Raw genomic sequence first — 24,943 nt, 5'->3', positions numbered from 1 at the left:
TTTTAGCCCTTGAGACCACCGGCGGTGAGGCCAGAGACAACCCGCTCCTGGAAGATGACGATCAGGATCGCGACGGGCACAATGCCGACTACCAGCGCCGCCGAAATGACTGGCCAGGGGAAGGCGAATTCACCCTGATAAAGCTGGATGCCGACAGGGAGTGTACGGAGCGCCGGATTGGAATTGAAGGACAGCGCCAGCAGGAATTCATCCCAGGCATTCACGAAGGCAAGAATGCCCGCGGTGAAGACGCCCGGTGCGCAGAGCGGCACGACAACCTTGAAGAGTGCACCGATGCGGGTGCAGCCGTCGATCATGGCGGCGTTTTCGAGATCGCGCGGAATGCTCTCAAAGAAGGAGACCAGCATCAGCGTGCAGACCGGCAGCGAAAGCACCGTGTAGGGCAGGATCAGCGCCGTCCAGCTGTTGAGCAGGTTGAGCGCTCGCATGATTTCGAACAGCGGCACCAGCAGCGTCACCAGCGGGAAGGTGGAGACGGCGATGATGAGCGAGAGGATCAGCGCCCGGTATTTGAGGTTCAGCCGCGCCAGCGCGTAAGCCGCCAGCACCGAAATCAGGATGGTGAGCGCGGTTGAAAGCAGCGCCACCATGAAGCTGTTGAACAGGAAGAGATGCAGCGGCTGGTCGGAGAAGGCCTGCATGTAGTTGGCAAGCGTCGGCGCATGCGGAAACCAGGTGATTGGCTTGACCGTCAGTTCCGCTTCGGTCTTCAGCGAAGTGAAGAGAATCCAGATCGCCGGAAACAGGCCGTTGACCAGAAGAATGGAGGCCGCGATGAAGCGTAGCGGTTTGCCGGAAAAAAAGGAGGACAGACCGGAATTTGCAGCGGTGCTCATGGGATCAGTCCTTGGTCCTGATAATGCGGAGATAAACGGCGGTGACGCACATGGAGAGCGCAAACATCATGACCGCGAGCGCCGAACCGTAACCGAGATCGAGGAAGGAAACGGTGTTCTGGTGGATATACATGGCAAGCGTCGTGGTGGATGTGCCGGGGCCGCCGCCGGTCATCATGTAAGGAATATCAAAGGTCTGCAGCGCCGTGATGGTGCGGAAGATGAGCGCGACGACGATCGAGGGTTTAAGAAGCGGCAGGGTGATCTCGAAGAACTGCCGTATCTTGCCGGCGCCATCCACATCCGCCGCCTCGTAGAGTGAACGCGGAATGGTCTGCAGGCCGGCGAGGATCATCAGCGCCATGAAAGAGGATGTCTTCCAGATGATTGTCAGGCAGATGGCCGCAAAGGCCCAGTTCGGTGAATTGAACCAGATGACGCCCTCAAAGCCGAAACGGTTGAGCACATCGTTGACCACGCCATATTCGTAATGGAAGAACCATGCGAAGATCAGGCCGGCGAAAGACAGCGGCAGCGCCCAGGGGATCAGCAGCGAAAGCCGCATCGGCCATTGCATGGAAAAGGGCAGGTTGGCGAGCAGCGCCAGGCCGAGACCCATCAACAATGCGCCGGGCACGGTGATGAGCGTTATCAGAACCGTATTCCAGGTCGTTTCCCAGAAGATCGGATCGTCGAACATCGCCGTGTAGTTTTCAAGGCCGATGAATTCCGCCGGCAGCCCTGATGTTAGCGACAGGCTGAAAAAGCTGGTATAGACGAGCCGCGCCACCGGATAGACGATGATGAGCGACAGCAGGATCGCCGCCGGCGCCAGCAGAAGCACGGCCAGCGACCGGTCGCCGAGATCGAGCCACCGCGTCCAGCGCGGTTGCGGTTTCTCGTCCACCCGGACCATGGTTCTTTCCGGCATTGTCACGTCTGCCACTCCCGCAACTGGATTCACGTCGTCGTCTCCCGCTCGGACCGGTTCATCTCCGGCCCGTTTATCGCGCCGTTCAAACGGCTTTGTTCCTGTCAGTCGAAACGGCCGGAAAGGGCATGGCAAGCACGCCGCTTTCCGGCCCAAGGCTTAGCGCAGAACGCGCCGCAGACGGCTTTCCATCTGCTTTGCGCCATCCTCCGGCGTCATCACGCCGGCAAGCACGCCGTTGACGGTAGTGCGGATGGTTTCGCTGACCTCGTTGTAACGCGGCGTCACGGGGCGGGCCTTGGCGGTTTCAACCACGGGCAACGCATCGGCGAACCACGGGATCGCCTTGGTCACATCCGCATCCTTGTAGAGCGCGGCATAGGTCGGCAGCAGCGTGGCGTTGATGGCCATGAACTTCGACACATCCTGACCGGAGAGATATTCCACCAGCTTCTTGGCTTCATCCTGCTGCTTGGAATAGGCGGAAACGCCGAATTCCCAGCCGCCGAGGCAGGTTGTCTGCTCGCCGCCCTTGACGGCCGGCAGGCGGGCGACACCGACCTTGTCGTTTACCTGCGATTCCTTGCCCTGGAAATGGGTCCAGGCATAGGACCAGTTGACGGCGAAGAGAACCTTGCCGGCCTGGAATTCCTTGCGGGTATCGTCGGTTGCGACTTCGGAAATATTCTTCTTGGAAATGCCTTCATCGACAAAGCTCTTCCAGAGCTTCAGCGAATCCACGGCCGCCTTGTTGTCGAAATTCAGCTTGCCGTTTTCAACCAGAGACTTGCCCTCGCTCCAATAGGGCAGGAGGAAGGTGCAGACCGCGCCTTCGATCGCCTTGCCCTGGAAGGACAGTCCCTGAAGCTCGGGGTTCTTTTCGCCTTCCATCACCTTCCTGGAGGCTTCCTTCAGCTCGTCCCAGGTGGTTGGCGGCTGAATGCCGTATTTGTCCAGCAGGTCCTTGCGGTAATAAAGGAACATGGAGTCGGCGAAGGCGGGCAGCGCCACGATCTTGCCGTCCACGGTGTTGGCTTCGGCATAGGTCGGCAGATAGGCCGACATGTCCTTGCCGGAGAAATCGCTGGTCCAGCCGGCCGTGGCGAATTGCGCGGGGCGGATGACGTCGAGCATCAGCACGTCGAGGCTGGAATCCTTGGCCGACATGACGGTGTTGAGATATTGCGCCTGCATTTCCGAGGTGTTGCCGCCGGTCTCGATCACGACCTTAACGCCCGGCGTCTTCGCCTCATATTGATCGAGTGCCTTGCGCCAGACGTCCGGCTGGTGCTGGCTGGAAACGAAGATCTTCAGTTCGGCATCGGCAAAGGCCTGTCCCGAAAAGGCGAGCATGGTTGCGCAGAGCGCGGCACCCATGAGGGCTTTGCCCCTGATGGTTTTAAATGTCATGTGTTCCTCCCGTTATTAAACCTGTTGGCCGCAGCTTGTCTTCGCCCGGCAATCAGTGGATTGAGCGCTCCGTCGCGGCGTCGAAAAGATGAACCTTGGACGGATCGAGCCCGATCTTAAGCTCCTCGTTCGGCGCCGGGCGAAGCTGCGGCGGCATGCGTGCGGTCAGTGCCGCATCGCCGAGGCTGAAATGCACGAGCGTGTCCGAACCCAGCGGCTCCACCACCTGCACCTTGACCGCAAGCTGCGTGTCGAAGCCCTCAGTGGGGCCGAAATGTTCCGGGCGAATGCCAACGATGACTTCGCGCCCTTCGAGCCCGGTCTCCCGCGCGGGGCGAATGGCTGCCATCGGCAGGGCATTGCCATCGGAGAATGTCAGCCGGTCGCCGCTCACCTTTGCGCGGGCGAAGTTCATCGCCGGCGCACCGACAAAACCGCCGACGAAGACGCTTTCGGGGCGGTTATAAACCTCGTCCGGCGTGCCAACCTGTTCGATATCGCCGCCACGCAGGATGACGATGCGGTCGGCCAGCGTCATGGCCTCCACCTGGTCGTGGGTAACATAGATGATGGTTGTGCCGAGCTGCTGGTGCAGACGTTTGATTTCCGTGCGCACCTGTCCGCGGAGTTTAGCGTCGAGGTTGGAAAGCGGCTCGTCGAACAGGAAGACCTGTGGACGGCGCACGATGGCGCGGCCCATGGCCACACGCTGGCGCTGGCCGCCGGAAAGCTGGCCGGGCCGCCGGTCGAGGAGATGTTCGATGCCGAGCATCCTTGCCGCCTCATCGATGCTGGCATTGGCCTGCGATGCGCTCACGCCGCGCACCTTCAGGCTGAAACCCATGTTTTCGCGCACCGTCTTGTGTGGATAAAGCGCATAGTCCTGAAACACCATGGCGATATCGCGCTCACGTGGCGGCAGCCGGTTGACGACACGGTCGCCGATCCGCACCTCGCCGCCGGTAATGCTCTCGAGACCTGCGACCATGCGCAGCGTCGTGGATTTGCCGCAGCCGGAAGGACCGACGAACACCACGAATTCGCCATCGTTGATTTCAAGGTCGATGCCCTTGACGATGCGCAGCGCACCGTAACTCTTGTCCAGCTTGCGCAGGCTGACCGAAGCCATATTTTCCTCCTCACGACCGGCGCGTCCCGAATCTGGATGGACGCCATTGCCGATATCAACCTTCAAGTTCCACGCATCGCATTGTCGAAAATCGATCCCGATTGTCTGGCGATATCGTGGGATGGCGAAACGCCTGTCTCCCTGAGGTCGTGATATTACCTTTCAGAAAAAGGAAATCAATAGTGTATCAATTTTATTTCTGACAGAAATCAAAAACTATTAAGTCCTTGATTCAAAGAAATATAACCGCGAAACTGCCTGCAAGGCAGGTCGCTGCTTGCTTGGCTCCCGTCAAATTTCGCCATCGATCTGGATCAGGCGAATTTTGCGCGATCTCAACGTATGCGAGAAACATATCGGGCAACGGTATGGTCGAACCAGGTCCATGAAACTTCAGCCACCGCGCCATCCTGCGCCTGGCTGAGACGCAGCACCCGCGGCACCAGCGCGCCTGATTTCTGACCGAAGACCTCGGGCGTCCATTCCGGTACTTCACCGAGGTCGATGCGATCCTCCGCCTTCGATATCCAGAGGTTGAGGCGGGTGCGGTAATAGAGATAAAGGGATTCCGACATGTTCTCGATGGCGATGGTGTCGACGTAAGAACCATCAAGCCAGATTTCCTCGATGGCCGCCGGTTTGCCGGCGATACGTCGGAGGCGGCGGATCCTGTGTCCTTCGGCCGATGTGCCGAAGGCGGGCAGGGCGGCGGGCTTGGCAAGGCGCGCCACATCCAGAACCTCCGCCGTCGGCAGGCCGCCGCCCTCGATCAGTTCAAGCCGGAAGAAGGCATAGACGCTCTGCGGATCGCTGACAGCGCGAATGTAATTGCCCGAGCCCTGCACGCGCTCCAGCAGGCCGCGTTCCTGCAATTCGGCAAGCGCCTTTCGCAACGTGCCAACGGCGATACCGAGATCAGCCGCCATGTCGCGCTCCGGCGCCAGCTTCTCGCCATCGATCAACCGGCCCGCCGCTACCTCGCGCACCAGCATTTCGGCGATCTGCATATACATTGGCAGGCTGCCACCAGTGTGTTTCATATACCGTTTCCTCCCCCGAAACAAAAATTGATACATCATTGATTTACATATTTCTTGATGTTATGCAAGAAAAACGAGAGCGGCCCTGAGGAGGAATTGCATGACCGTCGTACCCGTTACATCCGCTGATCTCGATGCTGCCGAGGTCTCCTGGTTTTCCGCTTTGTGTTCCGATGACTACGCCTATCTTGGCGTGCCTGACGGCAGCCTGCGTTCCAGTTTCGACCATTGCTCCGACATCGTCAAAAAGGCCGAGGAACTCGGCTTTCGCAATATTCTCTGCCCCTCATCCTATCAGGTCGGGCAGGATACGCTAAGTTTTGTGGCCGGCTGCGCACCGATCAGCGACCGCATCAATTTCCTGGCGGCTATCCGCTGCGGCGAAATGCAGCCGATCATGCTGGCGCGCACGGTGGCGACGCTCGACCACATGCTGAAGGGCCGGCTGACTCTCAATGTCATCAGTTCCGATTTTCCCGGCGAAGTGGCCGACAGCGCGTTTCGTTACAAGCGCAGCCATGAGGTCGTTGAGATTCTCCGTCAGGCCTGGACGCGCGACACCATCGATCATGACGGTGAAATCTACCAGTTCAAGGGCGTCTCCACCGAGCCGGCAAGACCCTATCAGCAGAATGGCGGACCGCTCCTTTATTTCGGTGGCTACTCGCCGGATGCGCTGGAACTCTGCGGTGCGCAATGCGACGTCTATCTGATGTGGCCGGAAACGAAGGACCAGCTTGCAGACCGCATGCGCGCCGCAAATGAACGCGCCGCCGCCCATGGCCGCACGCTGGATTACGGCCTGCGCGTCCACATGGTGGTGCGCGATACCGAACAGGAAGCGCGCGAATATGCCGAACATCTTGTCTCGAAGCTCGATGACGAATATGGGCAACTGATCCGCAATCGCGCGCATGACAGCGGCTCGCTCGGCGTGTCGCATCAGGCGCGCGCCCGTGAACTCGCCGACAAGTTCGGCTATGTCGAACCCAATCTGTGGACCGGCATCGGCCGGGCGCGTTCGGGCTGCGGTGCGGCCCTGGTCGGTTCCACCGACAAGGTGCTTTCGGCGCTGGAGGAGTACCAGAAGATGGGCATTCGCGCCTTCATCCTTTCCGGTTATCCGCATCTCGATGAGGCGGAGCACTTCGGCACCAAGGTTCTGCCGCAGATGAAAACCTGCTCCCTGCCGCATGCCTATGGCCGGGTGCCTTCTGAAACGCCGGCCACGCCGCTCGGCAACGGGGAACGCCACTGATGGAACGCATCGCTCTTTCCGACAAACTCGAACTCAGCCGCATCGTTTACGGCATGTGGCGTATCGGTGATGATGCCGATACCTCGCCCGCCCATGTGCAGGCCAAGATCGAGGCCTGCCTCGCGCAGGGCATCACCACCATGGATCAGGCCGATATTTACGGCGGGTACACGGCGGAAGCCATTCTCGGCGCTGGCCTGAAGGCTGCGCCCGGGCTGCGCGACAGAATAGAAATCGTCACCAAATGCGGCATTGTCGCACCGGCAGGCCGTCACTCCGCCGCCCGCGTCAAACATTACGATACCACGGCTGGCCACATCAATGCTTCGGTCGAGGCGTCGCTTCGCGATATGGGAACCGATCACGTCGATCTGCTGCTCATTCATCGTCCCGATCCCTTGATCGATGCGGAAGAAACCGGCAAGGCGCTCGATGCGCTGGTGGCGTCCGGCAAGGTCAAGGCCGTTGGCGTCTCCAACTTCCGCCCGTGGGATTTCTCCCTGCTGCAATCGGCCATGAGCAACCGGCTCGTGACCAACCAGATCGAAGTGAGCCTTCTCGCGACGGATTGTTTCACCAATGGCGATCTCGCTTTCCTGCAGGAAAAGCGCGTTTCACCAATGGCGTGGTCGCCGCTTGGTGGCGGTTCGCTATTCTCGGGCGCCCATGGAGGAACCATGGCCGCCCTGCAGCGCATCGGCAAGGAACAGGGCGTGGATGCCACGGCAGTGGCGATCGCCTGGCTTCTGCGTCACCCGGCCAGGATCGTGCCGGTACTCGGCACCAACAATATCGAGCGCATCAGAACGGCGGCAGATGCCCTCAACGTGACGATGGACCGCCAGACCTGGTTCGAACTCTACACCCTTGCGATTGGAAAAGAGGTGCCGTGATGACAGTGGCAGAGGCAATCAAGATGCCTAATGAGCATGTATTCGTTCCCGGCGGCGAAAACAGCCGCAGCTTTCGCAACGCACTCGGCGCTTTCACGACAGGTGTGACTGTCGTGACGGCCACGACGCCGGAAGGCCCGATCGGCATGACGGTCAACAGCTTCGCGTCCGTGTCGCTCGACCCGCCGCTGGTGCTGTGGTCGCCGGCAAAAAGCTCGTCGCGTTATCAGGCCTTCAGCGGCGCCACGCATTTCGCCATCCATGTGCTGAGCGCCGATCAGGACGTGCTGAGCGCCCGCTTCACCCGCAACGGTCGCGCCTTTGATGATCTGGACTGGGAATTGAACGGCGAAGGCGTGCCGGTCATTCCCGGCACGCTCGCCCGTTTCGAATGCCGGCAGGCGGCGGCCCACGATGCGGGCGACCACACCATCATCGTTGGCGAAGTACTGCGCGCCGCCCATCGCGATGGCGACCCGCTGTGCTTTTCGGGCGGAGCCTTTGGCCGGTTTTCCCGGCAATAATAAGCCTCGCGTGGATTTTCGCATTCTCTGACGGAGATCGCGGTCATTCAAGCCGCAGGGTCGCAGCGAGTTTGTTCGAGGCGCTGGAGCGCCTCGAACATCTGCATCAAGCGGCAACGGAATCCGGTTCACCCGTTCCTTCAGGTTTTTGCGGTTCGGCGTGTTTTTCCGCTGTCTTGCGCCGCGAAAACAGCCCGGTGAGGTAGTTGCCGAACCGGTCCATTTCAACGAAAATGACAGGCGTGATGAACAGCGTCAGCAATTGCGAGACGATGAGACCGCCGACCACGGCGATGCCGAGCGGCTGGCGCAGTTCCGAACTTGCGCCCGAGCCGAGTGCGATGGGAAGCGCGCCCAGCAGCGCGCAGAAGGTCGTCATCATGATCGGCCGGAACCGGCGCACGCAGGCCTCGTGAATGGCGACGGTGGGCGGTTCCGCCTTTTCGCGTATCAGTTCCACCGCGACATCGATCATCATGATCGCGTTTTTCTTGACGATGCCGATCAGCATCAGCAGGCCGATGAGCGCAATGATCGAAAAATCCATGCCCATCACCTTCAGCGCCACCAGCGCGCCGAAAGCCGCTGCCGGCAGGCCGGACAGGATGGTCAGCGGGTGGATGAAGCTCTCGTAAAGCACGCCGAGCACCACATAGATGGTCAGCACCGCCGCCAGAATGAGAATGCCGGTATTGCCCTGGCTCTGCTGGAAGATCGCCGCCGTGCCGCCATAGCTGGTGAAGACATCCTGCGGCAGGCCTATCGTGCTCTTGATCTGATCGATCCGGCTTGTGGCATCGGACAGCGCCACGCCGTCAGGCAGGTTGAATGAGATCGTCGTGGAGACGAGCTGGCCCGTCTGGTTGATGGTGACGGGCGCCTGTGTACGGGTGAGGGTGGCGAAGTTTGAAAGCGGAACCAGAACGCCGGATTTAGCCGAAAGAATGTTGATGTCGCTGAGGAAATCATCATTCCACGGCTTCGAACTGTCGAATTCCACGATGACGTCGTAGCTGTCGCCGGTCGACTGGATCTGTGCCGCCGTATAACCGCCGAAGGACATTTCCAGCGTCTTGCGCAACTGGTCATTGGTGATGCCGAAGGCGGCGGCCTTTTCCGGGTCGACGGAAATCGTTGCGGCGATCGCGCCGTTCTGGGCGTCCGAGGTGACGGAGGTAAAGGTGTGGTCGCGGCGCATCGCTTCCATCAGTTTGTTCGACCATTCATTGGTCGTGTCGGCATTCAGGCCCTGAACGACGAGCTGGTATTGGCTGGCGGAGCTGCGCCCGCCGAAACGCAGGCTCTGTTGCGGGTTGATATAGGTGCGGATGCCGGCCACTTTCGATGTGGCCTGCCCCAGTTCCGCCAGCACCTGGCTGAGCGGCGCGCGCTCTTCCTTGGGCTTCAGCTCCACGAACATCGAGCCGTTGTTCAGCGGATTGCGGGAATTGCCGCCGACAATGGAGGTGACATGCACCACGGCCGGATTCTTGCGGATCTGATCGGCGACCTGAGCCTGGAGATCGCGCATCGCCGTATAGGAAATATCCTCACGCGCCTGTGTGGAGACCGAAAGACGGCCGATATCTTCCTGGGGAAAGAAGCTGGAAGGCAGGGTTTCGAAGAGATAGAGCGATGCCGCGACCGAGGCGAGAAATGACGCCAAAACGATGCGGCGATGGGAAAGGCACCAGCCGACGGCGCGGCCATAGCCGCGCAGCGTCCGTTCGAAACCCGCATCGAACCAGCGAATGATCGCCGGTGGTCTGGAGGAATGGCCGGAGAGTCGTGAAGCGAGCATCGGCGTCACCGTCAGCGAGACCAGCGCCGAGGCCATGATCGCGAGCGTGACGACCATGCCGAACTCGTTGAAGAGCCTGCCGATGACGCCGCCCATCAACAGGATGGGGATGAAGACGGCCACCAGCGACACGGACATGGAAAGAATGGTGCCGCTGACCTCCGCCGCGCCCTGAAGGGCTGCTTCCCGCATGGGCAGGCCCTTTTCATGCAGACGCAGGATGTTTTCCAGCATGACGATGGCGTCGTCCACCACCAGCCCCACCGAAAGCGTCAGGCCGAGCAGCGAGATATTGTCGATGCTGTAGCCCAGAACATACATCATGCCGAAGGCGGTGATGAGCGACAGGGGCACGGCAAGGCCCGGAATGATGGTCGCCGTCAGGTGCCCGGTGAAGAGATAAATGACCGCAACCACCAGTCCGATTGTGAGGAACAGCGTGAACTGCACGTCCGAAATCGCGTCCTTGATGGCGGTCGAGGCGTCATTCATGACGTTGATATTGACCGAAGGCGGCAATTGCTGGTGAAGCGCCGGCAGCTTGGCCTTGATGGCATCAACCACATCGACCGTATTGGCGTCCGGCTGACGCTGGACGGCGAGAACGATGGCCTGTTCACCGTCGAACCAGCTGCCGGCATTGGTGTTGTCGATGCTGTCTGTGACATTGGCGATATCGCCGAGATGGATGGGCGCGCCATTGTTCGTCGAGACGACCAGCGAGCGGAAGGCGGCCGCATCGGTGCGCTGGGTATCGGCCTCGATAGTCAGGCGCTGATTGTCGTTCTGCAACGCTCCGACGGGAACCTGATTATTCGCCTGGGCGATGGCGGTGGTGACGGTGTCGACGCCGAGCCCCCTTGCCTGAAGCTGTGTCGGATCGAGGCCGATACGCACGGCATAGGTCTGCGCGCCATAGATGCTCACCTGCGCGACGCCCGATATGGTGGAAAGAAGCGGCGAGATGATGTTCTCGGCGATTTCATCCACCTTGCTGGTCGGCATTTCCTTGCTGTTGACGGCCAGCAGCAGCACCGGCGCATCAGCCGGGTTGGTCTTGCGATAGCTTGGCGTCGTCGTCATGTTGCTCGGCAATTGCCGCTGTGCGCGCGAAATCGCGGCCTGCACATCGGCTGCCGCTGCATCGATATCGCGGTTGAGATCGAACTGCAGTACGATCGAGCTGTTGCCGAGCGTATTGGTGGCGCTGATTTCGCTGACGCCGGGAATGGTCTCGAACTGCTTGACCAGCGGTGTGGTAACCGATGTGGCCATGGTTTGCGGCGAAGCGCCTGACAGCGACGAGGAAACGTTGATCGTCGGGAAATCCACCTTCGGCAGGGCGGCGACGGGCAGCAGGCGGAAGCCGGCAAGCCCGGCCAGCACCAGGCCGATGGCGAGAAGCGTGGTGGCGACGGGCCGGTTGATGCAGAAATTCGGGATCATTGGCCGCCAACCTGTTCCTGCGGAATATTGGCGGCCAGATTGCCGGCCGCGCCGCCTTTGTCGGAAAATTGCTCGACCACGAACTGGCCGTCGGCAAGCTCGGATTGACCCTCGACGATGATATGTTCGCCGCCATTGAGGCCGCTTGTGATGGCGGTAAGATCGCCATTCGAGCGGGCGACCTCCACCGGCGTCATATGGGCATGATGCTCGCCATCGACGGTATAGACAAAATTGCCCTTCGGCCCCGGCCGCACGGCAACCGTCGGCACGACGATCATTTCATCGTCCGAAACGAAGTGCGCCGTGACATTGACGGACTGGCCGGGCCATAAAAGACCGCGATCGTTCTTGAATTCCGCCTTGGCCAATATCGTGCCGGAGGTCTGGTCCACCGTATTGTCGTAGAACCGCAGCACGCCGCTCATCGGTTCGCCCCCCGTCGCCGCGGGGTCGACATCGACTGCGGTATCCTTCGCCACGCCTTCGCGCAATTGCGGCAGATAGCGCTGTGAAAGCCGGAAACTGACCGAAATCGGATCGTATTTGGTGATGGTCACGATATTGACGCCGGCGCTGAGATAGGCGCCGGGACTGACGCTGATATCACCGAGCCGCCCATCGAACGGGGCGCGGATTTCCATATGTTCGAGCGTCACCTCGTCGGAGGCAAGCGTTGCCTTGTCGGCGTCGATCTTGGCGCTGGCGCTATCCCGCGCCGCCCTTGCCTGATCAAGCACCTGCTGGGATTCGGCGCTCTGCTTGACGAGATTGGCGGCGCGCTGGAAGGCCGCCTCCGTCTGCTCCAGCGTTGCCTGATCGGCGGCGATATTGGCCTTGTCCTTGTCGACAGCGGCGCGGGCGATGCGGTCATCCATCTTGAGGATAAGGTCGCCCGCCTTGATATGCTGACCGTCCTTCGCCTCGATTTCCATGACGAGGCCGGCCTGAAGCGGCGCGATATTGGTGATGTCGGCCGCAACCGCCCAGCCCGTCGCCGTTGCATCCATCGGCAGCGTCGCCTTGGCGACGGCGATGGTGCTGACGGTGGGTGGCCCGCCATTGCGTCGCCCTCCGCCCTGTCTTTGTCCCTGCTGCCGGGCTGGTTGGCCGCTTTGGGAGGGCTGCGCCGCCGTTTCGGCGTCGGCCCTGGGAGACACGCTGGCAAATTGCTTGAGATAGGGGACTTGATCGAGCGGCAGGCGATCCTTGAAATACCAGGCGCCGGCGGCTGCGATGGCAAGAACGCTGAGGGCGGTCCAGAAACGTTTCATCTGACGATTCCGCGTAATGAGAGCGATACATGTTTCCCGAACATGTGCGGTAAGCCTTGGGAGCAGCTTTCTCCCACAAGACACCCAATGCGCTGCGAAATCACCTTAAACTTTTGTAATGGCGGCGACAATGACCGCCGCTATATGCCTTGTCTTTCAGGGGGGGAGCGGACGGCGTATAGTTCATACGGCAGGCCATGCCTGACCATGTTCCCGTTCGGCGCTGGTTCCGGTCAAAGAAAAGCCGCCTCGTTTCCGGGGCGCCTTTGGTTCGGCGGTGAGAGGCCGACGATCAGAACGCCCTGATGGCGTTGCGGGTCGCAAGTACGTCTTCGGCGACATTGCCGGTCGTTGCCGGAACGGAGCCGACGAGATCCAGGAACTTGTAAAGTTCGGTGGCCTGCGAGTTGGTGACATAGATGATGTCGCGATCCTGCATCGGGAACTTGGTGGCGGCGAAGAAGGTCGACGGATCGCGCAGATTGGCGCGGAAGATGACCGGAACGTCCTGTCCGGGGAACTTCGACGTATCGATGCCGAGCTTCACGAGAAGATCGCGCTTGACGATACGATAGATATAGACCTGAGCCGGGTCAGCGCGGGAATCGAGCAATCCGCCCGCTTTGCCGAGTGCGTCCGAAAGCTTGAGATCGGCATCCTCGAACTCGAACCGCCCGTTGAGACCGGAGGCACCGAAGGCAAGGTAGGTGCGGCGCTCACGTTCCACCATGATCGTGTCGCCCGGAACCACATAGATGTTTTCGGACGGCGTGCTGACGAGGTGGTTATAATTGACGCGGGCGGTCTTGCCGCGGCGGATCAGCGTGACATAGGATTCGATATTGGGGGCGCTGAGGCCCTTCGCATAGGAGATGACGTCGAGAACCCGATCGCCCGCTTCCGAAAGCTGAACCTTTGTCGGCTCCTTGACATCGCCCAGCACGGAGGCCTGTGCGGAGCGGCTGGAAATCTTGGTGATGAGAACCTGCGGTTCGATGGCGCGGTTGGCGAGCCGTTCCTCGATTTCGCTCTGCACATCCTCGACGTTGCGGCCGGTGGCGCGAATCTTGCCCGCATAGGGCACACTGATATTGCCTTCGCGGTCCACCGTCTGGTTCGGCAGGCTGATGAAGTTGCCGGGACGGCTGCCCGCGTCGTTCGGAATGAACAGGCCGCCGGCCTGGCTTTCAAAGATCGCCACCTGCACCACGTCGCCGACACCCATCGGCAGCGCCGGAACGCCGCCCTTGCCGCCGCCGAAACTGCCGAGCAGGGTGGTGGTCGTGGTGTCGCCGACGTAGTTGAGAACGGAGCTGTTGATGTCGAGCAGCGCGTAGTCGACACCTGCGGTTTTCTGCTTGTCCTTGGACGCGAATTTCACGGAAGCGTTAGATTCGATCGAGGCTGCATCGGGACCGGAGGCCGCCGTAACCGTGCAACCCGCCAGAGCTGCAGAGGCAAGCAGAATCGAAACATTCAATAAACGCATTTGGTCCTCAAAATAAATGCCGTCCGAAAAGCAGAAATAATCCGGACATCGTATAGGTTTTTAAAAATAAGCACTTCATAAATGACACCGGTAAAGGAAGTCCAAACCGGTATTACATCCCTTCAGCGGAATCGCATTCGGAAATGTCTACGTTTTCAATCAGGCATATGCCCAATTTCAGACGATACTTCAAGTTCATCACCGCTCAACTGTGCTGAAAAATTCCTGGCGAGGCACGATGTTCGTATCCTCTGATGGTATCAGTATTGTTGCGCTTCAATATTCAGTCGACCGCCATAATCTCTTCGATTGCCGCATTGCGCTAGTGCAGTTTTGTCACGCTTGCACGGTTTCTTTTGCGCCTGATTGACGTGAAGCCTAATCAATTGTTTTGCAAAATTATTTTTCCTCATTTCAATGTAGAATCTTCTGAAAGAAGAAGCGTTCCAGCGACGTCAAGCCGTTCTTAAATTCCGGAATTGCGGGGTTCGCCTCCACGCTCGTCGTCGGGCCTTCGACTGCTATGCGGGGTACTGGCACTATATCGGCGATATGCCGAAGCGGGCAGAGCCACCCATTCATGTATCCCAAAGCGTATTGCGGCCATCTGAACAATGGCGGGCAGGGCAACGCCGATGATCGTCGTGATTGCCAGCAGGCTAGCTATGTCCGTTACGTGAAGCAACTTCACCGCGACCGCCCGGCCAAAGCCGATGGCGATGATATGCATCACATAAATTCCGACGGATAACTGGCCGAGTGCCCTGAACATCGATGAAATCGCGTTTTCGCGAATGGCCAGCGCCTGAGAAATTGCGATTGTCAGGCCTATGCCAAGCATGGCCGACAAGAAAGGAAATCGTTCGGGGATTTCAATCTGCCACGAGAAGTAGGTGAAAACCGCAAAGGCTGTCAGAAGTGCGAGAAATGAGCGTATCGTGTATCGCCTCTGCTGAAAGCCGTATTGTTTGGCGACGATGCCGAGCGTGAAATAGATGAACCCATAGGCAATGTCCCATGGGACCTGTTGGCTGTGCAGATAAAAGAAGAAGAACAGAATAAGCGCGAGTGCTGCACGGACGAGGGCGGGTACCCAAACGAATAGATGAGAGGCAAGTTGGCAGAAAAACAGGGAGTAAAGAAACCAGAAGGGGCTGATCGGGCTCCACAGGATTTCCAGGACCCTGGTAAAATCGATGGTCGTGTTTGTAAGACTCAAACGCCCCATCACGACCATCAGGCTGCCATGCAGGACTGACCAGAATAGATAGGGATAAGCGATATTTTTCCCAAGCTTGGCGAAAAAATCCTTGGGTACTGTTTCTTGTCCGGAAAAGAACAGCCCCGACACGAAGAAAAAAAACGGCATATGGAAGGTGTAAATTGCATAGTCGATGAAGCCCATAAGGCTGAAGTGCGGCGGTGCGCCGGAACCATTTAGTCCTCTTTCCGCATGGCCGAAAACAACGAGGATTATACACAGACCTTTGGCGACATCATAACTATTGTCACGCGGCTTTTTAGGTTTCATGCAAGCACTCAATCGAAGTTTTCATGGGCGGATGTTGGTTGAGACGTTCCTCAATTACGCCCGCTCGGCCAGTGCGAAATTCACGGTGTCCGCGAATTCTCGCAGGAAGCGCTCGCGTGAGAAACGGGCGGCGTTGTTGATGCAGGCGTTCTTGTCGAAGCGGTCGGAATTGTCGACGAATTCCTGCACGGCGGCGCAGATCGCTTCCGGTGTCTGCTCACCGAAATAAAGGCCGGTCGGATGGTTGGAGGCGCCGAGAGGAACGACGGTTTCCAGCACGCCGCCCTTGCCATAGGCGATGACGGGGGTGCCGAGCGCCTGTGATTCGACGGGCACGATGCCGAAATCATCCTCGGCCGCAAAGACAAAGGCCCTGGCTTCGGCCATGTATTTGTGAAGCTCTTCATTGCCGACGAAACCGAGGATTTCGATATTTGGCGTGGCGATTTCCCGGATGCGCTTCATGTCCGGCCCATCGCCGATAACGACCAGCCGCCTGTCGGGCATCTTTGCAAAAGCCTCCACGATCAGGTGCACTTTCTTGTAGGGCACCAGCCGCGATGCGGTAACGAAATAGTCGCCCTTGCGGTCGGAAGGGGAAAGATGGGACGTATCCACCGGCGGATAGATCACGGTGGAATCGCGGCCGTAACATTTGCGCACCCGGTTGCGGATGAACTTGGAGTTGACCGTCATCAGGTCGACGCCATTGGCGGTGCGGATGTCCCACATGCGGATATAGTGAAGAATGGCGCGGGCGATCCAGGAGGTAAAGCCGCGCGTCAGTCTGGTTTCCTTGAGATACTGGTGCTGGAGGTCCCAGGCGTAGCGGATGGGGCTATGGATATAGGACACGTGAAACTGGCCCGGGCCGGTGATGACGCCCTTGGCGACCGCATAACTCGAGGAAATCACCAGATCGTAGCCGCTCAGATCGAACTGTTCGATGGCGAGCGGCATCAGCGGCAGATAGGAGCGGTATTTTTTCCGGGCGAAAGGCAGCTTCTGGATGAAGGAGGTGTTGACGGGGCGTCCGCCGAGAAATCCCCGGTCGCGCTCGCTCATGAAATCGACAAGGCAGTACAGATCCGCGTGAGGATAAATTTCAAGAAGGTTGTGAAGCACTTTTTCGGCCCCACCTCTGTCGGTGAGCCAGTCATGCACGATTGCCGTCTTCATAATTTCCTCAATAATTTCAACGTAATAAAAATTAATGTTCCGCCGTGGAATGAAGTTTGGCGGTATAAAATATCAGGTCTGTCTGCAGCCCTTGAAAATACGGCTGGCGGCGTCAAATAGCGTAACGATTAATAAGAATATGCGGGTATGTCTGTGGTGGCCTAGCGTTAGTCCGCTCTTTAATAGCACTTTGTTCGCAAATGCGAAATATCCAACCTTCTTGATTCCCTTTCTTCCTTTACAGTCAAACGCCAGTCGTCATTCCCGCTCTTCCAGCCGGAAAAGATTGGTATTACGGCGCGCCGCTTTTTTGCGAAACTCCCGTTTTTTCATTGCCTTAAACGACGCCGTCTTCTTTCGCAAAGACCTGTCTTGCGTTTCGCCGATCATGGAAACCCATCATTGGCCGGCAAGGTCATTGACAAGGCGTCTTATCAAGATATTCTGTTATAAAGATGTATATAGCATAATAATGGAATAATAAAATTGGAACGAAGAGCTGGGAGCTTGACCATGAGACGTAAACTTGCATTTCTTGCCACCGCCGCCCTGATGCTGGCGCCGGGCGTGACGATGGCCGCGGAAAAGGGCGGTGTCATCAATGTCGCGACGATCGGCGAGCCGCCGACACTCGACCCGATGGCCTCGACCGCCGATCTGGTCGGCATTGTCACGCAACATATTTTCGAAACGCTCTACACCTTCGACAAGGGCTGGAAGGTGACGCCGCTTCTGGCCGAAAGCCTGCCCGAGATCAGTGCGGACGGCAAAACCTACACGATCAAGCTGCGCCAGGGTATCAAGTTCCATGACGGCAGCGACATGACCTCTGAAGATGTCGTCGCTTCGCTCGGCCGCTGGATGAAGATCGCCTCTCGCGGAAAACAGGCGGCCGGTTTCATCGACAATATTTCGGCTCCGGACGCCGGAACGGTGACGATCACCCTCAAGCAGCCCTATGCGCCGCTGACCTCGCTGCTTGCCTTCAACAACTCAGCGGCCATCATTCTTCCGGCGGAAAAACAGGCGGAGCCGATGGCCGAATTTGTCGGTACTGGCCCTTACATGCTGAAGGAACGCAAGGCGGATCAATACATTCAGCTGGTGCGCTTTGACGCCTACAAGTCCCGCGATGGCGAAAGCGACGGTTATGGCGGCGCCCGCCGTCAATATCTCGATGAAATCCGCTTCGTTCCGGTTCCCGATCCGAATACCCGCGTCGAGGCCGCCGTTTCCGGCCAGTATGACTATGTCGATTCCATTCCGGTGGAATCTTTCGACAAGGTGAAATCGTCTTCCGCCTCGCAGCCGTTGATGCTGAAGCCCTTCGGTTATCCGGTCTTCGTGTTCAACACCAAGGAGGGACTGTCTTCCAAGCTGGAGGTCCGCAAGGCGGTGACCGAAGCACTGAATATGGAGGACATGCTGGCGGCCGCTTTCGGCAGCACGGATTTCTACGCGCTCGACGGCGCTTATTACCCCGGCAATTTCTCCTGGCATACGGAAGACGGCGTCGAGGGCAATTATAATATCGGTAACCCGGAAGCCGCCGCCGAGAAGCTGAAGGCGGCCGGTTATAATGGCGAGCCGCTGCGCATCCTCACCAGTCGCCAGTATGAGTTCCATTACAAGATGGCGCAGGTGGCGGCGGAATATCTGAAGCTCGCCGGTTTCAAGGTGGATATGCAGGTGGTGGACTGGGCGACGCTGACGCAGCGGCGCGCAGACCCGAAGCTCTGGGATATCTACATCAGTCACAGCCCCTTCCTGCCGGAACCGGCGCTGATGGGTGCGCTGTCCACCAGTTCGCCGGGCTGGTGGGATACGCCGGCACGCAAGGCGGTAGTTGACGCCTTCACCTCCGAAGCCGATCCGGACAAGCGTATCGCGCTCTGGGCCGAGGTGCAGAAGACGATCTATGCCGAACTGCCGCTCCTCAAGATCGGTGACTTCAACGCCGTTGCCGCCAAGTCCAACAAGCTGGAAGGCGTCGATCCGGCTCCCTGGCCGTATTTCTGGAACGCCTCGGTTACGAAGTAAGACTGGCGCCGCACGCCGTCACCCCGGCCTTTGGCCGGGGTCCGGTGCGATCAAGCCGTTGATCGCGGGAGTTTCTCTCACCACGCGGACGCGCGGTGGCTGGATGCGGAATCTAGTCCCGCATGACGGAAATGAGCGGTCGGCTTCCAGATAACTCGGTTCAACCGTCGCCTGATGGCGGCAATCACGCGCTTTGGAGCTTTTGTACGTGATACGGTATATTTTCCAGAGACTTGCCGGAATGATCGTGGTGATGTTCCTCGTCGTCACCATCGTTTTCGTCATCCTGCGCGTCACGCCCGGCGATCCGGCTGCCGTGATGCTGGGGCCGGATGCCTCGGCGCAGGATATTGCGGAACTGCGCACCCGGCTCGGCCTCGATCAGTCGCTCGGCGTACAATATCTCTATTATATCGGCCAGTTGCTGAGGGGCGATCTTGGCCAGTCGATCTTTCTCAACATGCCTGTTGGATCGGCCCTGCTGGATCGGGCGGAACCAACCTTCTTCCTGACGATCTTTTCGCTGCTGATCGCCAGCATCATTGCCCTTCCGATTGGCATCTATGCCGCTTACCGGCGCGGTTCCTTCGTGGATCAGGCCGCGACCACGGTGGCGATGCTGGCGGCGAGCATCCCGAGTTTCTGGCTCGGCCTCATCCTCATGCAGGTCTTCGCCGTCAGGCTCGATATGTTTCCAGTGTCGGGTTACGGCGGACCGGGTGCAAGCTTCCTTGAACGCATGTATCACCTGACCCTGCCGGCCATCGCGCTCGGCCTCGTCTCCTCGGCCCTCATCCTGCGCTTCACCCGCGCCTCGATGCTGGATGTTCTCGGTGACGATTATGTTCGCACGGCCCGAGCCAAGGGCGTCAAGGAGCGCCGGGTGGTTATGGAACATGCGTTGAAGAATGCGCTTATCCCCATCCTCACCGTGCTCGGACTCACCGCCGCCGTGCTGATTTCCGGCGCAGTGGTGACGGAAACCGTCTTCGGCCTGCCGGGCGTCGGCAATCTCGTCGTCTCGGCCGTTCTCCGGCGCGATTATCCGGTCATCCAGGGCGCGCTTCTCGTCATCGCCGGGCTCTACGTGCTCATCAATTTTGCAATCGACATGCTCTATCTGCTGGTCGATCCGAGGGTTCGTTACTGATGGCCGATATTGTTTCCACCGCCCAGCCTGCGCGCAACCCGACCATCCTGTTCATTCGGCGTCTTCTGAAGCGCAAGACGGTTGCCGCCGGTCTTATCGTACTGCTCGTCTTCGTGCTGCTTGCCGTTTTCGCGCCGATGATCGCACCCTATTCGCCGTCGAAACTGTCGATCGTGAATCGCCTGAAACCGCCGAGTGAACTCTATTGGTTCGGCACCGACGAGTTCGGCCGTGACGTCTTTTCCCGCACCATCTATGCCGGAAGACTGTCGCTTCTGGTCGGGGCCGCCGTGGTGGCGCTCTCGGCGCTTATCGGCATTACGCTTGGCCTGCTCGCCGGTTTCTTCCAGAAGCTGGATACGCCGATTGCGCGGCTGATCGACGCCATGATGGCCTTTCCGGATATTCTGCTGGCGATTGCGCTGGTGGCGGCGCTCGGCCCGTCGCTGACGACTGTCATCATCGCGCTCGCCGTCGTTTATTCGCCGCGCCTTGCCCGCATCGTGCGCGCCTCGACGCTGGTGATCCGTGAGTTGCCCTATGTGGAGGCGGCGAAGGCGCTCGGCATTTCCACCTTCCACATCATGACCCGGCACGTGCTGCGCAATCTCGTCTCGCCGATCCTCGTGCAATGCACCTTCCTCTTCGCCAGCGCCATGCTGGCCGAGGCCGGCCTGTCGTTTCTGGGGCTCGGTGTGAGCCCTGAAATTCCCACCTGGGGAACCATGATCTCCGCCGGCCGCCAATATATCGGCCAGGCGGACTGGATGACCTATTTCCCAGGCTTTGCCATCATTCTTTCCGTGCTGTCGCTGCAAATGGTCGGTGACGGGCTGCGGGACATGCTCGACCCAAGACTGCGAAGGGATTTGTAATATGTCGTCCGGTGAACAGGCGAAAACGCCTCTTCAAGCTCCCATTCTTCTCACCAATGTCAAACCCGTCGGTTTCGGAAAGGGTGCGCCACAGGCTTCGACCGATATTCTGATCGGCGGCGACGGCAAGATCGCCGCGGTCGGGCCAGCCATTCAAGCGCCTGTTGATGCGCAGCGCATCGATGCCAAGGGCGCCTTCATCTCGCCCGGCTGGGTCGATCTGCACGTGCATATCTGGCACGGCGGCACCGATATCTCCATCCGCCCCTCCGAATGCGGGGCCGAGCGCGGTGTGACGACGCTGGTGGATGCCGGTTCGGCGGGTGAGGCGAATTTCCACGGTTTTCGGGAATATATTATCGAGCCCTCGAGGGAACGCATCAAGGCCTTCCTCAATCTCGGCTCCATCGGCCTAGTTGCCTGCAACCGCGTGCCGGAGCTGCGCGACATCAAGGATATTGACCTCGATCGTATCCTCGAATGTTACGCCGAAAACAGCGAACATATCGTCGGCATCAAGGTTCGGGCGAGTCATGTCATCACCGGCTCCTGGGGTGTAACGCCGGTCAAGCTCGGCAAGAAGATCGCCAAGATCCTGAAAGTACCGATGATGGTGCATGTGGGCGAACCGCCGGCGCTTTATGACGAGGTGCTGGAGATTCTCGGCCCCGGCGATGTCGTGACGCATTGTTTCAACGGCAAGTCGGGTTCCAGCATCATGGAAGACGAGGATCTGTTCAATCTTGCCGAGCGCTGCGCCGGTGAAGGCATCCGGCTGGATATCGGCCATGGCGGTGCCTCCTTCTCCTTCAAGGTGGCGGAAGCGGCGATTGCACGCGGCCTTTTGCCCTTCTCGATCTCGACGGACCTGCACGGCCATTCGATGAATTTCCCGGTCTGGGATCTGGCGACGACCATGTCGAAGCTGCTGTCGGTTGATATGCCCTTCGAAAATGTCGTCGAGGCCGTTACCCGCAATCCGGCCTCCGTCATCGGCCTCGATATGGAAAACCGTCTCGATGTTGGGCAGCGCGCCGACTTCACTATTTTCGATCTCGTGGATTCCGATCTGGAAGCGACCGATTCAAATGGCGATGTGGCGCGCCTGACGCGTCTGTTCGAGCCGCGTTACGCGGTCATCGGTGCCGAGGCGATTACTGCCAGCCGTTATATTCCAAGGGCGCGCAAGCTGGTGCGCCACAGCCATGGTTATTCCTGGCGCTGAACCCGAATGGAATGGCGGAGGTCCCTCCTCCGCCTTCCGCAGACAAGACGGGATACACATCCCGGCACTATGAGGAATTCGCGTGAAACAGTCTTCGCTTGATGCAGAAGGGCGCCTTTCGCCCTATGACCGGCTCGCCGCGCTTGGCATCTCCCTGCCGCCGCCGCCGCCGCCGATTGCCAATTTCGTTACCCATGTGGTGGAAGGCAACATGCTTTATCTTTCGGGGCAGGGGCCGCGGGAAGAAAACGGCCATCTTTACGCCGGCAAGGTGGGCGCGGAAATCGGGCTGGAAGAGGCCTATAACCATGCGCGGCTCACCGGCATCAATCTTCTCGCTGTCATGCATGAGGCGCTGGGGGATCTGTCGCGGGTGAAGAAGGTGGTCAAGCTGCTCGGCATGGTCAATGCCGTCAGCGATTTCCGCGATCACCCGAGCGTCATCAACGGCTGCTCCGATCTCTTCATCGATGTGTTCGGCGATGCCGGGCAGCATGCCCGTTCCGCCGTTGGTTTCGGCTCGCTGCCGGGCAATATCACCGTCGAGATCGAAGCCATCGTCGCGCTCAAGGGGTGAGGCCGTCTAATGGTTGCGCCAGCCCATCAGCTTCTCGATCCGTTCCGCCGAGACCCTGACCTGTTCGGTATAATGGTTCTCGTCCGCCAGCACCTTCTGCTCCGGCAGCACGATGGAAATCGTCGCAACGCATTCGCCCCTGTTGTCGCAGATCGGCGAGGCGATGCAGGCGACGGCGTAATCGGATTCGGCAACCTGTATCGACAGCCGGTCATGGAAGGCCGCACCTGCCGATTGCGACAGGGTTTCGGGGTTGATTTCGGCGCGGCCGGTCGGCGAGGTGCGGGCGCAGCGGCGGAAAAGCTCGACACGCTCCGTCTCCGGCAAATGACCGACGAGCAGGCGGCCGGAGGCCGTCCAGTTCAGGGGAACACGGGTGCCGACGCGCGACGCGACCTGAAAATGGCTCGGACCATCGGCCATGGCAAGCACCAGCATATGGTCGCCATCGCGGCCGCAAAGCTGCACGGTCTCGCCCGCATGGCGGCACAGATCGTGCATTTCGTGGGTGGCGACGCCCATGAAATCCAGCGAGCGGGCATAAGCGAGCCCATAGTGGTAAAGCCGTGCGCCAAGCCAGATGTTGCCATCGGCATTGCGCGCCAGCATGTTCTTTTCGACGAGATCGTCGACGATCACATAGACGGTGGAAAGCGGCGCCTTGATCGCCTTGGCGATGGCGTAAGCGCCGGCCGGAGATCCGGTTTCGTAAAGGTAATCAATGACCTGAAGGGCACGGTCGATGCCGCTGACGCGCGAGCGCTTGGCGGCCTTCGCGTCCGGGGTTTCCTCCGTGGGAGATACGGCGGTTGAAGACATTTCGTCCAGTCTATGGGCGTCCAATTTTGGCTCCTCATGGGTTTTGAGAAGCTATTACATTATTATGGCATACATGTCGATGCCCATCGCATCGCAAAGACAGGAGAAAGACATGACCGAGGATATCAGAAGCAGGATCGGCCTTCGCCCGGTCATCAACGTCTCGGGCACCATGACCTCGCTCGGCGCGTCGATTGTCGTTCCGGAAGCGGTTCAGGCCATGGCGGCCATCCTGCCGCAATTTGTCGAGATCAACGATCTGCAGCGCAAGGCCAGCGCGGTGATATCGAGGCTGACGGGCGGCGAGGCCGGTTTCGTCACCGCCTCCTGCTCCTCGGGCATCAGCCTTGCGGTGGCGGGCGTCATTACCGGCAACAATCTGCTGGCCATCGAGAAGCTGCCTGATATCGCGCCGGAAAAGAACGAGGTTCTGGTGCAGATGGGCCATGTGGTGAGCTATGGCGCACCGGTGGATCAGGCGATCCGCCTCGGCGGCGGCAAGGTGGTGCTGATCGGGCAGGCGACATCGACCCACCGTTTCCATATGGAAAACGCCATCACCGAAAAGACGGCGGCGGCGGTCTATGTCGTCTCGCATCATGTGGTGGATTACGGCCTGCTGCATCTTTCCGAATTCGTCGAGATCGCCCATGCCAAGGGCGTGCCTGTTATCGTCGATGCGGCTTCCGAATATGACCTGAAGCTGTTTCTGGCGACGGGTGCGGATGTGGTGCTCTATTCCGGCCACAAGTTCCTCGGCGGCCCCACCTCGGGCATCGTCGCCGGCAAAAAGGAACTGGTGCGCAACGCCTTCCTGCAGAATATGGGCATCGGCCGCGGCATGAAAGTCGGCAAGGAAAGCATCTATGGCGTCATGGCGGCGCTGGAAGCCTGGGAAAAGCGCGACCATGCCGGTATTCGCGAGCGTGAAACCGGCTACCTCAACCTCTGGAAAAAGACGCTGGACGGACGCCCCGGTGTAACCGCGCTGATCGAGCCCGACCCGACCAATAACCCGCTCGACCGGCTGCGCGTCATCATCGATGCCGAGGAAGCACATATCACCGCCTGGGACCTGACGACGGCGCTTGCCAAAGGCAGCCCACCGATCATTGTCCGCGACCACGAGGTGGAGCACCGTTATTTCTATCTCGACCCCTGCAACCTGCATCCCGGTCAGGAAACCATCGTTGCCTCCCGTCTGGCCGAGGAACTGGACAAGGCGCGCGCCTCCAATGAGGTGATCGCCACACCGTTCGAAGACCGCAGCCGTCACCGTTTCGACGGCATGCTGCGCTGGCCGGACTAAATGGAACGAGCGGGTGCCGCGTATATCTTCTCCCCGAGGGGAGAAGTCCGCGGCAGCGGGATGAGGGGGCAAGGGTGCGTTTTATCGCTGGCGTTGCCCCCTCATCCGACCCTTCGGGCCACCTTCTCCCCGGCGGGGAGAAGAAATTTGCCGCAACGCCGTGCTTGAGTTGAAACATAAAAAGAA

The 24,943-nt window shown here is 59.4% G+C and carries 21 protein-coding genes; 9 read left to right on the top strand and 12 right to left on the bottom strand.

Going from position 1 to position 24,943, the window contains the following annotated elements:
• Window positions 1-2: 2 nt before the first annotated feature.
• The 5 genes from N5D22_RS22920 to N5D22_RS22900 all read right to left on the bottom strand — a co-directional run bounded on the left by N5D22_RS22920 (window position 3) and on the right by N5D22_RS22900 (window position 5,367).
• Window positions 3-857 (bottom strand): carbohydrate ABC transporter permease, encoded by an 855-nt coding sequence (locus N5D22_RS22920; RefSeq protein WP_279658146.1) that lies wholly within the window; start codon window positions 855-857, stop codon window positions 3-5.
• Between the two features lie 4 nt (window positions 858-861).
• On the bottom strand, window positions 862-1,773 hold the full coding sequence (locus tag N5D22_RS22915; protein WP_279658169.1) for a sugar ABC transporter permease: 912 nt from the start codon (window positions 1,771-1,773) through the stop codon (window positions 862-864).
• 174 nt (window positions 1,774-1,947) lie between these two features.
• Window positions 1,948-3,198, bottom strand: coding sequence for an ABC transporter substrate-binding protein (locus N5D22_RS22910; protein WP_279658145.1), 1,251 nt, complete (start codon window positions 3,196-3,198; stop codon window positions 1,948-1,950).
• Between the two features lie 52 nt (window positions 3,199-3,250).
• Window positions 3,251-4,327: a sn-glycerol-3-phosphate ABC transporter ATP-binding protein UgpC gene (gene ugpC, locus N5D22_RS22905; protein WP_279658144.1), complete on the bottom strand. Its 1,077-nt coding sequence runs from the start codon at window positions 4,325-4,327 to the stop codon at window positions 3,251-3,253.
• Window positions 4,328-4,662: 335 nt separating this feature from the next.
• Entirely contained in the window at window positions 4,663-5,367 is a 705-nt protein-coding gene (locus tag N5D22_RS22900; protein WP_279658143.1) for a GntR family transcriptional regulator, read from the bottom strand.
• Between the two features lie 100 nt (window positions 5,368-5,467).
• Between N5D22_RS22900 and N5D22_RS22895 the strand changes: the two genes are divergently transcribed.
• The 3 genes from N5D22_RS22895 to N5D22_RS22885 are packed head-to-tail and all read left to right on the top strand — an operon-like array spanning window position 5,468 to window position 8,042.
• On the top strand, window positions 5,468-6,625 hold the full coding sequence (locus N5D22_RS22895; RefSeq protein ID WP_003500750.1) for an LLM class flavin-dependent oxidoreductase: 1,158 nt from the start codon (window positions 5,468-5,470) through the stop codon (window positions 6,623-6,625).
• Window positions 6,625-7,518: an aldo/keto reductase family oxidoreductase gene (locus tag N5D22_RS22890; protein WP_279658142.1), complete on the top strand. Its 894-nt coding sequence runs from the start codon at window positions 6,625-6,627 to the stop codon at window positions 7,516-7,518. The genes N5D22_RS22895 and N5D22_RS22890 overlap by 1 nt, the downstream gene beginning before the upstream one ends.
• Window positions 7,518-8,042, top strand: coding sequence for a flavin reductase family protein (locus N5D22_RS22885; protein WP_279658168.1), 525 nt, complete (start codon window positions 7,518-7,520; stop codon window positions 8,040-8,042). The genes N5D22_RS22890 and N5D22_RS22885 overlap by 1 nt, the downstream gene beginning before the upstream one ends.
• Window positions 8,043-8,148: 106 nt before the next feature.
• Here the strand turns inward: N5D22_RS22885 and N5D22_RS22880 are convergent, their stop codons facing one another.
• The 6 genes from N5D22_RS22880 to N5D22_RS22855 all read right to left on the bottom strand — a co-directional run bounded on the left by N5D22_RS22880 (window position 8,149) and on the right by N5D22_RS22855 (window position 17,152).
• Window positions 8,149-11,289, bottom strand: a complete 3,141-nt coding sequence (locus tag N5D22_RS22880) for an efflux RND transporter permease subunit (protein WP_279658141.1) — start codon at window positions 11,287-11,289, stop codon at window positions 8,149-8,151.
• Window positions 11,286-12,563 (bottom strand): efflux RND transporter periplasmic adaptor subunit, encoded by a 1,278-nt coding sequence (locus N5D22_RS22875; RefSeq protein ID WP_279658140.1) that lies wholly within the window; start codon window positions 12,561-12,563, stop codon window positions 11,286-11,288. The genes N5D22_RS22880 and N5D22_RS22875 overlap by 4 nt, the downstream gene beginning before the upstream one ends.
• A 292-nt stretch (window positions 12,564-12,855) precedes the next feature.
• Entirely contained in the window at window positions 12,856-14,052 is a 1,197-nt protein-coding gene (locus N5D22_RS22870) for a polysaccharide biosynthesis/export family protein (protein WP_279658139.1), read from the bottom strand.
• A gap of 466 nt (window positions 14,053-14,518) precedes the next feature.
• Window positions 14,519-15,583, bottom strand: coding sequence for an acyltransferase (locus N5D22_RS22865; protein WP_279658138.1), 1,065 nt, complete (start codon window positions 15,581-15,583; stop codon window positions 14,519-14,521).
• Between the two features lie 54 nt (window positions 15,584-15,637).
• Window positions 15,638-16,762: a glycosyltransferase family 4 protein gene (locus N5D22_RS22860; protein WP_279658137.1), complete on the bottom strand. Its 1,125-nt coding sequence runs from the start codon at window positions 16,760-16,762 to the stop codon at window positions 15,638-15,640.
• A 258-nt stretch (window positions 16,763-17,020) separates the two neighbouring features.
• Entirely contained in the window at window positions 17,021-17,152 is a 132-nt protein-coding gene (locus N5D22_RS22855) for a hypothetical protein (protein WP_279658136.1), read from the bottom strand.
• Between the two features lie 123 nt (window positions 17,153-17,275).
• On the opposite strand from N5D22_RS22855, the gene N5D22_RS22850 reads away from it, so the two are divergent.
• The 5 genes from N5D22_RS22850 (at window position 17,276) to N5D22_RS22830 (ending at window position 22,629) form a co-directional block, all read left to right on the top strand.
• Window positions 17,276-18,802, top strand: a complete 1,527-nt coding sequence (locus N5D22_RS22850; RefSeq protein ID WP_279658135.1) for an ABC transporter substrate-binding protein — start codon at window positions 17,276-17,278, stop codon at window positions 18,800-18,802.
• A 208-nt stretch (window positions 18,803-19,010) separates the two neighbouring features.
• Window positions 19,011-19,952, top strand: a complete 942-nt coding sequence (locus tag N5D22_RS22845) for an ABC transporter permease (protein ID WP_279658134.1) — start codon at window positions 19,011-19,013, stop codon at window positions 19,950-19,952.
• On the top strand, window positions 19,952-20,827 hold the full coding sequence (locus N5D22_RS22840) for an ABC transporter permease (RefSeq protein WP_279658133.1): 876 nt from the start codon (window positions 19,952-19,954) through the stop codon (window positions 20,825-20,827). The genes N5D22_RS22845 and N5D22_RS22840 overlap by 1 nt, the downstream gene beginning before the upstream one ends.
• A 1-nt stretch (window position 20,828) precedes the next feature.
• Window positions 20,829-22,052 carry an amidohydrolase/deacetylase family metallohydrolase gene (locus tag N5D22_RS22835; protein ID WP_279658132.1) on the top strand — a complete coding sequence of 408 codons (1,224 nt, stop codon included), beginning with the start codon at window positions 20,829-20,831 and terminating at the stop codon, window positions 22,050-22,052.
• 82 nt (window positions 22,053-22,134) lie between these two features.
• On the top strand, window positions 22,135-22,629 hold the full coding sequence (locus tag N5D22_RS22830; RefSeq protein ID WP_080796007.1) for a RidA family protein: 495 nt from the start codon (window positions 22,135-22,137) through the stop codon (window positions 22,627-22,629).
• 6 nt (window positions 22,630-22,635) lie between these two features.
• Here the strand turns inward: N5D22_RS22830 and N5D22_RS22825 are convergent, their stop codons facing one another.
• Complete coding sequence (locus N5D22_RS22825; RefSeq protein ID WP_279658131.1) at window positions 22,636-23,472, bottom strand: IclR family transcriptional regulator; 837 nt, start codon at window positions 23,470-23,472, stop codon at window positions 22,636-22,638.
• An 88-nt stretch (window positions 23,473-23,560) separates the two neighbouring features.
• On the opposite strand from N5D22_RS22825, the gene N5D22_RS22820 reads away from it, so the two are divergent.
• The gene (locus N5D22_RS22820; protein WP_279658130.1) at window positions 23,561-24,757 is read left to right on the top strand and encodes an aminotransferase class V-fold PLP-dependent enzyme; all 1,197 of its coding nucleotides are present in this window, start codon (window positions 23,561-23,563) and stop codon (window positions 24,755-24,757) included.
• Window positions 24,758-24,943 lie beyond the last annotated feature (186 nt).

It is taken from the genome of Agrobacterium sp. GD03872, from assembly GCF_029840625.1.
In the GTDB taxonomy this organism is placed as follows: domain Bacteria; phylum Pseudomonadota; class Alphaproteobacteria; order Rhizobiales; family Rhizobiaceae; genus Agrobacterium; species Agrobacterium fabrum_A.
Note: the sequence above shows the minus strand (reverse complement) of the source record. Positions and strands in the feature narration are given on the sequence as shown.

Excerpts from the sequence above, each read along its gene's own strand:
- N5D22_RS22920 (WP_279658146.1), bottom strand. The coding sequence starts at position 857 with ATGAGCACCGCTGCAAATTCCGGTCTGTCCTCCTTTTTTTCCGGCAAA.
- N5D22_RS22915 (WP_279658169.1), bottom strand. The coding sequence starts at position 1,773 with ATGGTCCGGGTGGACGAGAAACCGCAACCGCGCTGGACGCGGTGGCTC.
- N5D22_RS22910 (WP_279658145.1), bottom strand. The coding sequence starts at position 3,198 with ATGACATTTAAAACCATCAGGGGCAAAGCCCTCATGGGTGCCGCGCTC.
- ugpC (WP_279658144.1), bottom strand. The coding sequence starts at position 4,327 with ATGGCTTCGGTCAGCCTGCGCAAGCTGGACAAGAGTTACGGTGCGCTG.
- N5D22_RS22900 (WP_279658143.1), bottom strand. The coding sequence starts at position 5,367 with ATGAAACACACTGGTGGCAGCCTGCCAATGTATATGCAGATCGCCGAA.
- N5D22_RS22895 (WP_003500750.1), top strand. The coding sequence starts at position 5,468 with ATGACCGTCGTACCCGTTACATCCGCTGATCTCGATGCTGCCGAGGTC.
- N5D22_RS22890 (WP_279658142.1), top strand. The coding sequence starts at position 6,625 with ATGGAACGCATCGCTCTTTCCGACAAACTCGAACTCAGCCGCATCGTT.
- N5D22_RS22885 (WP_279658168.1), top strand. The coding sequence starts at position 7,518 with ATGACAGTGGCAGAGGCAATCAAGATGCCTAATGAGCATGTATTCGTT.
- N5D22_RS22880 (WP_279658141.1), bottom strand. The coding sequence starts at position 11,289 with ATGATCCCGAATTTCTGCATCAACCGGCCCGTCGCCACCACGCTTCTC.
- N5D22_RS22875 (WP_279658140.1), bottom strand. The coding sequence starts at position 12,563 with ATGAAACGTTTCTGGACCGCCCTCAGCGTTCTTGCCATCGCAGCCGCC.
- N5D22_RS22870 (WP_279658139.1), bottom strand. The coding sequence starts at position 14,052 with ATGCGTTTATTGAATGTTTCGATTCTGCTTGCCTCTGCAGCTCTGGCG.
- N5D22_RS22865 (WP_279658138.1), bottom strand. The coding sequence starts at position 15,583 with ATGAAACCTAAAAAGCCGCGTGACAATAGTTATGATGTCGCCAAAGGT.
- N5D22_RS22860 (WP_279658137.1), bottom strand. The coding sequence starts at position 16,762 with ATGAAGACGGCAATCGTGCATGACTGGCTCACCGACAGAGGTGGGGCC.
- N5D22_RS22855 (WP_279658136.1), bottom strand. The coding sequence starts at position 17,152 with ATGATCGGCGAAACGCAAGACAGGTCTTTGCGAAAGAAGACGGCGTCG.
- N5D22_RS22850 (WP_279658135.1), top strand. The coding sequence starts at position 17,276 with ATGAGACGTAAACTTGCATTTCTTGCCACCGCCGCCCTGATGCTGGCG.
- N5D22_RS22840 (WP_279658133.1), top strand. The coding sequence starts at position 19,952 with ATGGCCGATATTGTTTCCACCGCCCAGCCTGCGCGCAACCCGACCATC.
- N5D22_RS22835 (WP_279658132.1), top strand. The coding sequence starts at position 20,829 with ATGTCGTCCGGTGAACAGGCGAAAACGCCTCTTCAAGCTCCCATTCTT.
- N5D22_RS22820 (WP_279658130.1), top strand. The coding sequence starts at position 23,561 with ATGACCGAGGATATCAGAAGCAGGATCGGCCTTCGCCCGGTCATCAAC.